This is a genomic window from Solibacillus sp. FSL R7-0682 (assembly GCF_038005985.1).
Taxonomy (GTDB): domain Bacteria; phylum Bacillota; class Bacilli; order Bacillales_A; family Planococcaceae; genus Solibacillus.
On the sequence record NZ_JBBOUI010000001.1, the window covers coordinates 1,705,369 to 1,719,158 of the forward strand.

Consider the following 13,790-nt stretch of genomic DNA (forward strand, 5'->3'; position numbering starts at 1 on the left):
ATAATAGTAATCTAATGGAAAGCGTGATATGATGCTAGCGCAAGAATGAAGTAGGTTAGGTGAACATATGTGGGATTCAATTAAATGGCTCATACCAACCATCAAGGTGCCAACATGGCAGGATGGTATTGTAGCTATAGGTATTTTAATCGTAGGATTTGCTTTGATTCGTTGGATTATTCGACCGCTCATTATGAAATGTGCAAAGCAGTTGGATAAACGGAATCATCCGGTCATGAGTGATATGGCAAAAAATATATATCCATCACTTCGCAACGCGCTTATTTTTAGTTTATTCATTATAGCGCTTTCTTTATTAGTCGAGGTTTGGCTTTTTGATAATGTGAAATTACGGATGTTAATCAATTCGTTTTATGTATTTTTTGCCTTTAAAGCACTGTATGACATATTAGGTTTCTATTTGGAAAATCCAGAGCGCTTTGAGACGGGGAAAGATCAGGATATTTTAACGCCCTTTTTCTTACGTATTAGTAAAGTACTAGTGATGGGAATTGCGATGTTTTCAATCGCATCACTGTGGAATTTTAATTTAAATGGCTTTTTAACAGCGATTGGTTTGACAGGGGTAGCGTTGGCCTTTGGAATTCGTGATACGTTAGCGCATATTTTTGGGGGTATGAGTGTAGTGCTCGACAAGCCTTTTCAAATTGGTGATTGGGTGATGACTGGGGATGAAAAAATTGATGGTACAATCGAAGATATAAATTTGCGCAGTACGCTCATTCAAACTTCTGATAAGGGACTCGTCTACGTACCAAACTCCTATTTAGTAAATCGTCCAATTTACAATTTATCGAAGCGCACACAGCGAAAAGTAGAGCATTATTTATTTGTTTCGAATGACAATAGCGAGGAATCAATTATCCAGTTTCTTGAAATGCTACGCGAACAAATTGCATTGCATCCTAAAACATTAAAAAATATAATCCATGTCGCAGTCGACGAATTACGCCCAAGTGCATATCGGATTTTAATTCGATATTTTGTTAAAACAAATGATTCAGAAGAAATGCTTCAGGTGAGACAGGATATATTATTTGTAGCACAGCACTATTGTAAGGAATATGAAATTCAACTTGTTGAACCAAATCAAGCACAATTTGTATGGAATGATACGAGTTCCTAAGTCGGAATTATTTTTGGAAAACGAGTTTTCAACCGTACATCCCATCACTAATTGTAGTATACTAAACTTAGGTAATAGTATTAGAAAACCTTTATACACAAGTTTACATAAGAGAGGATGTTTCACATATGGCTGAAAAACAACCAGTATCATTCGTTCAACCAACTCCAGTTGGAAAAGAGGAGCTAGGTAAAATCGAAGTAGCACCAGAAGTAATCGAAGTAATTGCGGGAATAGCCGCTACAGAAGTAGAAGGCATTGCATCTACTCGCGGAAACTTTGCTTCAGGTGTAGCTGAACGTTTTGGTAAAAAAGTGCATTCTAAAGGAATTAAATCAGCAATGTCAGAGAACGGTAATATTGTTATTGATGTATTTTGCACAGTAAAATACGGATATGCGATTCCAAAAGTGGCGAAGGATGTTCAATCAACTATTCGTCAAGCCATCTTAAATATGACATCAATCGAAACGAGTGAAGTGAATATCCATATTACAGGTATTCAGTTCGAAACAGTAAAAGACGCAGAATAATATTTTTTTATTTGAAACAGGTAATGCAGAAGACGTTTTGTCAATTCTGCATTACCTTTTTTTAATTTGTGTTTAATTTTTCATAAAAAAATGGGTATAGATAATAAGTTGAAATGTGAGGAGGGCTATGAAGGTGACAAATTTTTCAGCGTTACATCGGCAACAGAGTTTACAGAAATTGAGTGAAGAAACCTTTGATTTATTCGTTATTGGCGGAGGGATTACAGGCGCAGGGATCGCGCTTGATGCAACAACTCGTGGGCTATCGGTTGCATTAGCTGAAATGCAAGATTTTGCTGAGGGAACGAGCAGTCGTTCAACAAAACTTGTTCATGGTGGCTTACGTTATTTAAAACAATTTGAAATAAAAGAAGTGGCAGAACTAGGGAGAGAGCGGGCTATCGTTTATGAAAATGGTCCACACGTCACAACTCCTGTGTGGATGTTATTGCCGTTTCATAAGGGTGGTACATTTGGTCCGTTCACAACGTCACTTGGGCTAAAGGTGTACGATATTTTAGCTGGCGTAAAAAAAGGAGAGCGCCGGTTTATGCTATCGGCGGATGAAACGATTGCGCGAGAACCACTTATTAAAAAAGAAGGCTTACTTGGGGGCGGGGTATATGTAGAATACCGTACGGATGATGCCCGACTTACGCTAGAGGTAATAAAAGCGGCTGTTGCCTACGGTACAACAGCTATGAATTACTTAAAGGTGATTGCAATTGATTCTGAAAATGTCGCCTTCTCTAAGGTAACTGTGGAGGATCAGCTTACCGGAGAACAAGTTGTTGTGAAGGCTAAAAAGGTAGTGAATGCTGCAGGGCCTTGGGTAGATGATGTTCGTAAGCTAAATGGAGAATTAAATGAAAAGCATTTAATTTTATCTAAAGGGGTCCATCTCGTATTTGATGGGAATGATTTCCCGCTTCAACAGGCGATTTATTTTGATACAGAAGATGGACGTATGGTATTTGCGATTCCACGTGATGGTAAAACGTATGTCGGGACTACCGACACCTTTTATGAAGGAGATCCTCTTGAAATAACAATTACAGAGGAAGATCGTTCATACCTACTTCAAGCGATTCGCTACATGTTCCCTCAGCTAAATATAACTGAGGAAAAAATTGAATCTGGATGGGCAGGCGTGCGCCCGCTAATTCATGAGCAAGGAAAAGGACCGTCTGAAATTTCCCGTAAGGATGAAATTTGGCAAAATGAAAGCGGGCTAATTACGATTGCAGGTGGAAAATTGACTGGCTATCGTAAAATGGCGGAAAAAATTGTAGATCTTGTCGTGAAGCAGTTAAACAGCGAATATAATATGCACTATAGAGGGTCTATTACAAAAAGCCTACCGATATCCGGTGGCGATTTAAATGGCTCGAAATTTTTCGAAAGCTTCGTTCAAAAACGCACAGTAGAGGGACAGCAGCTTGGGCTAACAGAGGAACAAAGTCGGTATTTAGCACAATTTTATGGAACAAATGTTGATAAAGTATTTCATTATATTAAAAAGGCGGAAGGGAGCTTACCGCCAATCGTTTATGGGCAATTGTATTACGCAATAAATGAAGAATCGGCTTGTACAGCGACAGATTTCTTTATGCGAAGAACAGGGACATTACTGTTTAATATTCAATTTGTTCAAGAAATGAAAGATTTAGTTATTGACGAGATGGCAACAACCTTGGGCTGGTCACAGCACGAAAAGGATCGGAACAAGGAGCAAATACAAAGAGCAATTACACATGCAAGGACAACTTAGGAAAAGGGGGAAATAGGGTGTCTGCTTTCTTAGCGGAGTTAATCGGCACGATGATTTTAATTGTGCTGGGGTGTGGAGTTGTAGCGGGGTCTTTGTTAAAATTTTCAAAGGGTGAAAATGGTGGTTGGATTGTCATAACAATGGCTTGGGGTATTGGCGTGGCGATGGCAGCCTATGCGGTGGGAGGATTTAGTGGTGCACATTTAAATCCAGCGTTAACAATTGCTTTTGCAACGATTGGTGATTTTCCATGGAAAGACGTACCAATATATATTTCTGCGCAACTAATCGGGGCAATTATTGGTGCAGTACTCGTTTATTTTGCTTATTTACCACATTGGGACAAAACCGATGATGCAAATGCAAAGCTAGGGATTTTTGCAACAGCACCGGCAATTCGTCATCCACTTTCAAATGTTGCCTCGGAAATGATCGGCACTTTTGTATTGTTATTAGGTATTTTAGCGTTAGGCGGAAATGTTATGGCTGATGGAATTAATCCGATGCTTGTTGGTGTGCTCGTAATCGTTATTGGTATGAGCTTAGGGGGACCAACAGGCTATGCGATTAATCCAGCACGTGATTTAGGGCCACGAATTGCCCATTTTATTTTACCTATTCCAAGAAAGCGTGATGCGGATTGGGCTTATGCTTGGGTACCGATTGTAGGACCGATTATTGGCGGGGTGACAGGCGCATTATTTTATAAGCAATTTTTCTTACAAGAAAATACGGTAACATTTTGGATATTTGCCGTTGTGTTTATCGCTATATTAGTAGGAGCGCAATTAACACAACCAAAATCGGCTGAAAAGGGGATAGCTTAATGGAAAAATATATTATGGCATTAGATCAGGGTACGACGAGTTCTCGTGCCATTTTATTCAACAAAAAAGGGGATGTAGTCCACGTTTCCCAACAAGAATTTAAACAACATTTTCCGAAGTCTGGCTGGGTAGAGCATAATGCAAAGGAGATTTGGAGTTCCATATTATCTGTAATTGCGAAAGTATTATCACAAAATAACATACAAGCTTCGCAAATTGAAGGGATTGGTATTACAAATCAACGTGAAACAACGGTAGTTTGGGATAAAAATACAGGTGAACCTATATATAATGCAATTGTTTGGCAGTCACGTCAAACTGCTGAAATTTGTAACGAGTTAAAGGAAGCGGGTCATAATGAATTATTCCGTGATAAGACTGGACTTTTAATTGATGCGTATTTTTCAGGTACAAAGGTCAAATGGATATTAGATAATGTGGATGGTGCTCGGGAAAAAGCGGAAGCAGGAGATTTATTATTTGGGACGATTGATACGTGGATCATCTGGAAGCTAACTGAAGGTGCTGTGCACGTGACCGATTATTCCAATGCATCAAGAACGCTCATGTACAATATTTTTGATTTGAAATGGGATGAGGAGTTACTTGAGATTCTCGGTGTTCCCGCTTCAATGCTTCCAGAAGTTAAGCCGTCTTCGGAAATTTATGGAGAAATTTCAGGGAAGCACTTATTTGGGCATACTGTACCGATTGCAGGGATTGCTGGGGACCAGCAAGCTGCATTATTCGGCCAAGCCTGCTATGAAAAGGGCATGGTGAAGAATACTTACGGAACAGGTTGCTTTATGCTGATGAATACTGGAGAAGAAGCGGTAAAATCTGAACATGGCCTACTTACAACTATTGCATGGGGCTATGATGGGAAAGTGACATATGCGTTAGAAGGAAGTATTTTCGTAGCTGGCTCAGCGATTCAATGGTTACGAGATGGACTCCGTATGTTTAGAAAATCGGAAGAAAGCGAAGCCTATGCAACACGCGTTGATGATACAGATGGAGTTTATGTAGTTCCTGCGTTTGTTGGGTTAGGAACGCCTTATTGGGATAGTGATGTGCGCGGCGCAGTATTTGGCTTAACGAGGGGAACGTCAAAAGAGCATTTCGTACGTGCTACTCTTGAATCGTTAGCTTATCAAACGTTAGATGTACTCGCTGCGATGGAAACGGACTCAAGTATTGACTTAAAAACGCTTCGTGTTGATGGAGGGGCGGTCATGAATGATTTCCTCATGCAGTTCCAATCGGATATTTTAAATGTTCCGGTCGAACGTCCATCGGTAAATGAAACAACGGCACTCGGTGCTGCCTATTTAGCAGGTTTAGCTGTTGGTTTTTGGGAGGATATCGAGGAAGTGAAAAAGCATTGGCAGCTTGATCAAAAATTCGATCCCGACATGGAGCAATCACGCCGAGATGCATACGTCGAAGGCTGGCATAAAGCGGTCAAGGCCGCACAAGCATTTAAATAAAATGATGAGCAGTCGACTTTGTTGGAATCTTTCAACAAAGTCGACTGTTTTTTGTATAATAATTGTAATATATTACCTTATTGAGTATAGGTTATTTAATTTATGTTTTAATGGAGAGGAGAATAAAATGATAATAAGGAATATGAACTGGTAACTGATTATTCGATGCTAAATTACGAAGATTTGAATCGTTTAAGTGCATATAATCGTTATAAAAATGTTGGAGCGCTCAAAAACTTAGTAAAAAAGGTGTTTTAAAAGAAAAATAACACTTTTTTAACCCTTTAAACGTTATTAGATTGAAAATAATTAGTTCCATTTACCAGTCAGGTATTTTCTCAAAATTTTGCCTTTATAAGCAGAAAACGTATATATCATATTACTTTCAAAATATTTCAGTGAAACGATGCTAGCGTCATAAAAATATGCTATTATAGGAACTAATGCTACTTATGAAGGAGAGCTTTAATCATGAAACGAACTGAAGCGCGCCAAAAAGCGTTGCAAGCTTTGTTTCAGTTAGATAGCACAGAACTTTCGGTAGAAGAGGCAATTGGACATGTTCTTGAAGAAGAACAAAAATCAAACGCCTTTCTAGAAAAATTAGTTCGTGGAACAACTGAAAAACAAGCAGAAATCGACGCAGCGCTAGAGCAAAAATTAGAAAAATGGACGCTAAGCCGTCTACCTAAAATTGAGAGAACTGTATTACGTCTTGCTATATACGAATTACTGTTTGATCAAGAAACACCAAATAAAGTCGTTATGAACGAGGCAATCGAGCTTGCCAAAACATTTGGTGATGAAAAATCAAGCAAATTCGTCAATGGTGTACTTTCGAAATTTACTGAGCAATAAAATCAATAACTGTATGCGAGTCTAGTTTAGATAGATATATGAAGATTGAATGAGACGACTAGTTTTCCTTGCGAAAGCTAGTCTCTAAAATTGTAGTGATCACTGGAAGGAGTAACAACATGTCAAGTGCAATTATTAATGGTAAAGAAATTGGTCAAGAAATACGAGGGGCGGTCGCAACTCGCGTAGAAGCCTTAAAAGAAAAAGGTGTAACACCTGGTTTAGCGGTTATTTTAGTAGGGGACAATCCTGCTTCAAAAACATACGTAGCAAACAAACAAAAGTCTTGTGATGCAATCGGGATGTTTTCAGAATTAATTAAGCTACCAGCGGATACGTCCGAAAAAACTTTATTAGATCAAATTCGTACTTTAAACGAACGTGATGACATTCACGGTATTTTAGTTCAGCTCCCATTACCAAAACATATAAATGAGGATGAAGTAATCGCCACAATTTCTCCGGAAAAAGATGTCGATGGCTTTTCACCAGTAAGTGTTGGGAAAATGATGTTAGGACAAGATACATACTTGCCATGTACGCCTTACGGGGTTATGAAATTATTAGAACACTCAGGAATTGATGTCGCTGGAAAGCATGCAGTTATTGTTGGGCGTAGCCATATCGTAGGAAAACCTATGGGGCAACTATTATTACATAAGGATGCTACAGTAACGTATACACACTCAAAAACGAAAGATTTACAATCCTTTACGAAACAAGCGGACATATTAATTGCAGCCGTTGGACGTGCGAATTTTATTACGAAGGAGCATGTGAAAGAAGGGGCTGTTGTTATTGATGTCGGCATTAATCGTAATGAAAACAACAAATTATGCGGCGATGTTAATTTTGAGTCAGTAGACGGAATTGCCTCACATATTACACCAGTTCCTGGTGGTGTAGGTCCAATGACCATTACGATGCTTTTAGAAAACACAGTACAAGCTGCGGAAAAAAAGTTAGAACGTAAAGAGAAATAATCTAACTTCAAAAATCACTATTTTGGTTTTGATCAAAATAGTGATTTTTAGCTTAAAGAGTAATGTTCATTTATAATGGACATTTGAACATACATACGTTTTGATATGCGTTAAATAGCGCATTTATATTAATTAATTCATTTACCTCATGGGTAAAAAATGCAAAGGAGCGTAAACATCTATGTCATCGTCTTCATATTTAACCGTAAAAGCGTTAACGAAGTATATAAAACGAAAATTTGATGCCGATCCGCATTTGCGAGATGTTTATGTGACCGGGGAGCTTTCGAATGTTAAAATTCACAGCTCAGGCCATATTTACTTTACATTAAAGGATGACAGCTCGCGTATCCAAGCGACGATGTTTAAAAGCCAAGCGAGCAAATTATCATTCAAGCCAGAAGAAGGAATGAAGGTATTTATTCGCGGAGATGTCAATGTTTATGAAGCGAGTGGCGCATACCAATTATACGCCCAATCGATGGAACCAGATGGCATTGGCGGGCTTTTTGTCGCGTTCAATCAATTGAAGGAACGTCTACAAAAGGAAGGACTTTTTAATCCAAACTTTAAGCAGCTCATACCCCAATATCCACAAACAATTGGGGTATTAACTGCGACTACAGGTGCTGCCATTCGAGATATTTGTACGACGATTAAACGACGTTATCCGCAAGCAGAGATATTAATTTATCCAACGCTTGTACAAGGAGCAGGAGCAGCACCTAATATTACTGAAAATATATATTTAGCAAATCGCCAAGCATTATGTGATGTTTTAATCGTCGGGCGTGGTGGTGGATCGATTGAAGATTTATGGGCATTCAATGAGGAAGTTGTTGCCCGGGCAATTTTTGAAAGTCGTATTCCGATCATTAGCGCAGTTGGTCATGAAACAGATACGACGATTGCGGATTTTGTAGCAGACCTTCGAGCACCAACACCTACTGCAGCAGCAGAAATGGCCGTGCCAAATCAGCAAGAGCTGTATCAACAAATACTACAAAAGCAGTCCTTTATGCATCAAGTAATGACGTCACGTTTAAACTTTGAACGTACGCGTTTAACTAAATTACAAAATTCGTATCCACTTGCAACACCTGAGCGATTATATCGTCCTTTTATAGAAAAGCTCCTACAAAGTGATATGGCATTACAAAATGCATCGAAATTATATGTACTAAATATAAAATCGACCTTACAATCAATTGATAGTAAGATGAAGCTCTTTTCACCGCAGTATCAGTTGAGCAATGCAAAGCAGCAATTAACTCATAAACAGGAGTATTTACAGCGCTTAATGCAACAACAACTTGCACAAAGTAAAGTCGCATTTTCAAACCAACTGCGAATGTTAGAGGCACTCAATCCATTAGCGCTCATGAGTAAAGGGTTTAGCGTAGCGTATAAAGATGAAAACGTAGTAAAATCAATCCATGAGCTGCAAAAAAATGATCTTTTGGATGTAACATTCCATGATGGTCATGCAAAAGCAAAAATTGTATCAACCCACGTGCGACAGGAAGGGGAAGAATAATGGCAAAACCTACATTTGCAACAGCGATGGCGGAATTAGAAGAGGTTGTTCGCAAGCTTGAACAAGGCGATGTACCTTTAGAAGAAGCAATCGATTTATATAAAAAGGGGATGGAGCTATCGAAGCTTTGTCATGATACTCTTCAAAATGCCGAACAGCAATTAATTTCAATCGTTGGTGAAAACGGTGAAAAAGAACCGTTCCAACAAGGAAATGGAGAATAGTAACTAATGGGAAACGAGTTAAAGCAATTTATCGATCGAAATATTCCAACAATCGAATCTGCTATGTTTGAGCTTGTTGAAAAAATTTCTGCACCAGCTCATTTAAAAGAATCGATGCTTTATTCATTAAAGGCTGGAGGAAAGCGTATTCGTCCACTTTTTGTAGCTGCAGTTTGTGAAATGTATAATAAACCATTACATGCAAGCTACAAGGTAGGTGCTGCGGTAGAAATGATTCATACGTATTCTTTAATTCATGATGATTTGCCTTGCATGGATGATGATGAACTACGTCGTGGTAAACCAACAAACCATGTTGTTTACGGTGAAGCATTAGCAACATTAGCAGGAGACGCGTTAAATACATTAGCATTTGGGGTATTAGCACGTTTAGAAGACGTAACAGCAGAAAAACGTATTGAATTAGTTAATTTACTAAGTATTGCTGCAGGTGCTGAAGGAATGGTTGGCGGACAAATTTTAGATATGGACGGCGAGAAACGTTTATTAAATATACAGGAACTTGAAACCGTTCATGTAAATAAAACAGGTGCATTACTTCGCTTTAGTATCGAGTCTGGGGCAGTATTAGCGGATGCTTCAAATGAAGATCGTAAAGCATTAGTAGAATACGCACACCATATTGGCCTTGCCTTCCAAATTCAAGATGATATTTTAGATATTGAAGGTACATCTGAACAATTAGGTAAAACAGCTGGAAAAGATGTAGCAAGTGAAAAAAGTACATACCCAGCATTACTTACATTAGATGGGGCAAAACAAAAGCTAGAGGAGCATTATACATTCGCTCTACAAGCACTACAATCCATAAAAACTGATACTTCCCTTCTACAACAATTTGCGGGGTATATCGTAAGACGTTCAAATTAAAGTATGTTAAACTTTTGTCTGTCGTTGTACATTGTTATAATAGAAAAATCACAATGGTGAATAAACTGATGAAAAGGTGTGTGGATGAGATGGATTTAACGAAAATTTCTAGTCCATCCTTTTTAAAAGACTTGAATAAAAAGCAACTGGAGGCGCTAGCAGGAGATGTTCGCGCTTTCTTAATCGAGAAGTGTTCAGCAACTGGTGGCCATATTGGTCCGAATCTTGGTGTTGTTGAATTGACGATTGCATTGCATAAAGCTTTTAACAGTCCAAAGGATAAATTTTTATGGGATGTGGGTCACCAAGCTTACGTCCACAAAATCTTAACAGGTCGCGCGGATCAATTTGATACGCTCCGTCAATTTAAAGGTCTTTGCGGTTTCCCTAAGTTAGTTGAAAGTGAACACGACATGTGGGAAACAGGGCATAGTTCTACTTCTTTATCGGCTGCTATGGGTATGGCAGCAGCAAGGGATATTAAAGGGGATAAAAACTTTGTCGTGCCAATTATTGGTGATGGTGCGTTGACAGGTGGTATGGCGTTAGAAGCGCTTAATCATATCGGTCATGAAAAGACAAATATGATCGTTATTTTAAATGATAACGAAATGTCGATTGCACCAAACGTAGGCGCATTGCACAGTGTTTTAGGTCGTCTGCGTACCGCTAAAGAATACTCACGAGCAAAGGAAGATTTAGAATCATTAATGCTAAAAATTCCAATGGTTGGTGACAAACTAGCAGCAACAGCAGAGCGAGTAAAAGATAGCTTAAAATATTTAGTTGTTTCTGGTGTGTTTTTCGAAGAGATGGGCTTTAAGTATTTGGGTCCAATCGATGGACATGATTTTGAAGTGCTTGAAAAAACTTTAGAGTATGCAAAAAAAGTAGAAGGTCCGGTCATCGTTCACGTCATTACGAAAAAAGGGAAGGGCTACAAACCAGCTGAAGATGATACAGTTGGTACATGGCACGGCACAGGTCCATACAAAATTGAAACGGGTGCGTTTGTAAAATCAGCAGCAAAAGGTCCAGCATGGAGTAGTTTAGTGGCGGAATCCGTTCGCAAATGTATGAAAGAGGACGAGCGTATTGTAGCTATAACACCAGCTATGCCTGTAGGCTCAAAGCTAGAAGGGATTCAAAAAGATTACCCGAGTCGTTTCTTTGATGTGGGAATTGCAGAGCAGCATGCAACGACGATGGCAGCAGGTTTAGCAACACAGCATATGAAGCCGTTTTTAGCAATCTATTCAACATTTTTACAACGTGCCTATGACCAAGTACTACATGACATTGCACGTCCTAACTTAAATGTCTTTATTGGTATTGATCGTGCAGGTTTAGTTGGTGCTGATGGCGAAACGCATCAAGGTGTATTTGATATTTCATTCTTACGCCATATCCCAAACATTGTTTTAATGATGCCAAAGGATGAAAATGAAGGCCAGCATATGGTAAAAACAGCCCTACAATATAATGATGGCCCGATTGCAATGCGTTATCCACGTGGCAATGGTTTAGGTGTCGAAATGGATAGCGAAATGAAAACTTTGCCAATAGGTTCATGGGAAATATTACGTGAAGGTAATGATGCAGTCATTTTAACATTCGGTACGACGATTTCGATGGCACTAACTGCAGCGAATACATTGGCTGAACAAGGGATTAGTGTACGTGTTGTCAATGCACGCTTTATTAAACCAATGGACGAGGCAATGCTTCATGACATTATGAAGACAGATTTACCGATTTTAACAATTGAAGAAACTATGCTTCAAGGTGGATTTGGTAGTGCAGTATTAGAGTTTGCAAACGATCATGGCTACCGTAATGTAACGATTGACCGAATTGGAATTCCTGATGAGTTTATCGAGCATGGCGATGTAGATTTACTACTAGCAGAAATTAATGTTACTTCAGAAGAAGCGGTGAAGCGCATTGAGCAGCTAGTACCGAAAAAACAGTCAGGTAGGGTTTAAAATAGTATGACAAAGCAACCAAAAGAACGTGTAGACATTTTACTAGTGGAACGTGGTTTATGTGAAACACGAGAAAAAGCGAAGCGTTCTATAATGGCGGGGCTTGTATATTCAAATGAAGTTCGTATTGATAAAGCAGGCGAAAAAATTGGAATTGATGCACCGCTACAAGTAAAAGGTTCTGATTTAAAATATGTGTCACGAGGTGGGCTAAAGCTAGAAAAAGCGTTAGACATCTTTGACATGTCAGTTGAAGGAAAATTAATGCTTGATATTGGCTCTTCAACAGGTGGTTTTACAGATTGTGCGTTGCAAAACGGTGCGCGTCATTGTTACGCACTTGATGTAGGATCAAACCAGCTCGCATGGAAAATTCGTTCTGATGAGCGTGTTACCGTGATGGAGAAAACAAATTTCCGTTATACAAAGCCAGAAGATTTAGTCGAAGGCTTACCAGATTTTGCGACGATTGATGTGTCATTTATTTCGCTTTCACTAATTTTGCCTGTTCTAAAAACGGTATTAATGCCTGGTGGCGATGTTATGGCATTAGTGAAACCTCAATTTGAAGCAGGCCGTGAAAATGTTGGGAAAAAAGGTATTGTACGAGAGCCAAAAGTTCATTTAGCCGTTTTAGAAGAAACGGCTAAAATGGCTACAGAAGTTGGCTTTATCGTAAAAGATGCGTCGTTCTCACCAATCACTGGTGGAGAGGGGAATATCGAGTTTTTATTCCATCTCTACAATCCGCGTGACGGAGAGGAAGTTCCATCATTTACAGAGTTCAATGCTGTAGTAAATGATGCACATTCACAATTAAAGTAAAAAAAGTACAAGATAGGTCATACCGACTATATCTTGTGCTTTTTTGTTTTTAAGTGAAATTTTAGTTTCGAAAAGACAAGTAGTGTAGGAAATGAATTTACTACGCTTAAAAACGGGAAAGCAGAACGATGTGAATTAGGTAGTAGTTATTTATAATTTTTATTATTAGGTCTTTCACGTGGGGTAATATTAATAATGTAATAGCTAATGATCAGGACAAAAATGACAAGAGAATATACAAGTGTGTCCACTGGGTGATCATGCTCTACAATTATAAGTCGGATCATCGCGGTAATGCCAATATACATAAAATAACGTAATGGGAAATGGTAGTCTTCCTTGAAGTATTTAACGATCATCGTTATAAACTCGAAATATAAAAAGAAAATGAGGATGTTAGCTAAGATAAGCTTGTAATCTTTCTTACTAGTTGAAAACAAAATATTAATAAACTCTACAATTTCCATAAGCAGCAATATTGATAAAACAAAGGCTAATATCGTTAAGCCCGCATTTAATATAATCTGCAATACTCTTGGGATAATCTTATTGATACTGTTTACTTTTGCTAGTCTTTGCTCCATAAAAACCCTCCAATCATTTTTTATAATATGTACTATAACAGGAAAATAATAGGAAGTTTAGTCCTTTACGGGAAATGTCATAATGAAACCGTTTACGTTCATAATTACATGGAAAATAAGTGGAAAGTGACAATT

13 protein-coding genes are annotated in these 13,790 nt (G+C 38.5%); 12 read left to right on the plus strand and 1 reads right to left on the minus strand.

From position 1 onward, the window contains the following. Window positions 1–67 precede the first annotated feature (67 nt). From MKZ17_RS08765 to MKZ17_RS08820, 12 genes are all read left to right on the plus strand, one after another. Entirely contained in the window at window positions 68–1,147 is a 1,080-nt protein-coding gene (locus tag MKZ17_RS08765; protein WP_340723359.1) for a mechanosensitive ion channel family protein, read from the plus strand. Between the two features lie 128 nt (window positions 1,148–1,275). After that, entirely contained in the window at window positions 1,276–1,680 is a 405-nt protein-coding gene (locus MKZ17_RS08770) for an Asp23/Gls24 family envelope stress response protein (protein WP_340723360.1), read from the plus strand. Window positions 1,681–1,813: 133 nt separating this feature from the next. Continuing rightward, on the plus strand, window positions 1,814–3,451 hold the full coding sequence (locus tag MKZ17_RS08775) for a glycerol-3-phosphate dehydrogenase/oxidase (protein WP_340723361.1): 1,638 nt from the start codon (window positions 1,814–1,816) through the stop codon (window positions 3,449–3,451). A 17-nt stretch (window positions 3,452–3,468) separates the two neighbouring features. After that, entirely contained in the window at window positions 3,469–4,278 is an 810-nt protein-coding gene (locus MKZ17_RS08780) for an MIP/aquaporin family protein (RefSeq protein WP_340723362.1), read from the plus strand. Further along, window positions 4,278–5,768, plus strand: a complete 1,491-nt coding sequence (glpK, locus tag MKZ17_RS08785) for a glycerol kinase GlpK (RefSeq protein ID WP_340723363.1) — start codon at window positions 4,278–4,280, stop codon at window positions 5,766–5,768. The genes MKZ17_RS08780 and glpK overlap by 1 nt, the downstream gene beginning before the upstream one ends. Before the next feature lie 471 nt (window positions 5,769–6,239). Beyond that, window positions 6,240–6,626, plus strand: a complete 387-nt coding sequence (nusB, locus tag MKZ17_RS08790; protein WP_340723364.1) for a transcription antitermination factor NusB — start codon at window positions 6,240–6,242, stop codon at window positions 6,624–6,626. Window positions 6,627–6,745: 119 nt separating this feature from the next. Beyond that, complete coding sequence (gene folD / locus MKZ17_RS08795; RefSeq protein ID WP_340723365.1) at window positions 6,746–7,609, plus strand: bifunctional methylenetetrahydrofolate dehydrogenase/methenyltetrahydrofolate cyclohydrolase FolD; 864 nt, start codon at window positions 6,746–6,748, stop codon at window positions 7,607–7,609. Between the two features lie 181 nt (window positions 7,610–7,790). Then, the gene (gene xseA / locus MKZ17_RS08800; RefSeq protein ID WP_340723366.1) at window positions 7,791–9,146 is read left to right on the plus strand and encodes an exodeoxyribonuclease VII large subunit; all 1,356 of its coding nucleotides are present in this window, start codon (window positions 7,791–7,793) and stop codon (window positions 9,144–9,146) included. Continuing rightward, entirely contained in the window at window positions 9,146–9,370 is a 225-nt protein-coding gene (gene xseB / locus MKZ17_RS08805) for an exodeoxyribonuclease VII small subunit (protein WP_340723367.1), read from the plus strand. The genes xseA and xseB overlap by 1 nt, the downstream gene beginning before the upstream one ends. A gap of 6 nt (window positions 9,371–9,376) precedes the next feature. Then, complete coding sequence (locus MKZ17_RS08810; RefSeq protein ID WP_340723368.1) at window positions 9,377–10,261, plus strand: polyprenyl synthetase family protein; 885 nt, start codon at window positions 9,377–9,379, stop codon at window positions 10,259–10,261. A gap of 89 nt (window positions 10,262–10,350) precedes the next feature. Then, window positions 10,351–12,246: a 1-deoxy-D-xylulose-5-phosphate synthase gene (gene dxs / locus MKZ17_RS08815; protein WP_340723369.1), complete on the plus strand. Its 1,896-nt coding sequence runs from the start codon at window positions 10,351–10,353 to the stop codon at window positions 12,244–12,246. A 6-nt stretch (window positions 12,247–12,252) separates the two neighbouring features. After that, window positions 12,253–13,071: a TlyA family RNA methyltransferase gene (locus MKZ17_RS08820; RefSeq protein WP_340723370.1), complete on the plus strand. Its 819-nt coding sequence runs from the start codon at window positions 12,253–12,255 to the stop codon at window positions 13,069–13,071. Window positions 13,072–13,217: 146 nt separating this feature from the next. On the opposite strand, the gene psiE is transcribed toward MKZ17_RS08820, so the two are convergent. Then, a complete protein-coding gene (psiE, locus tag MKZ17_RS08825) occupies window positions 13,218–13,655 on the minus strand; it encodes a phosphate-starvation-inducible protein PsiE (RefSeq protein ID WP_340723371.1) in 438 nt (145 codons plus the stop codon). Window positions 13,656–13,790: the final 135 nt, after the last annotated feature.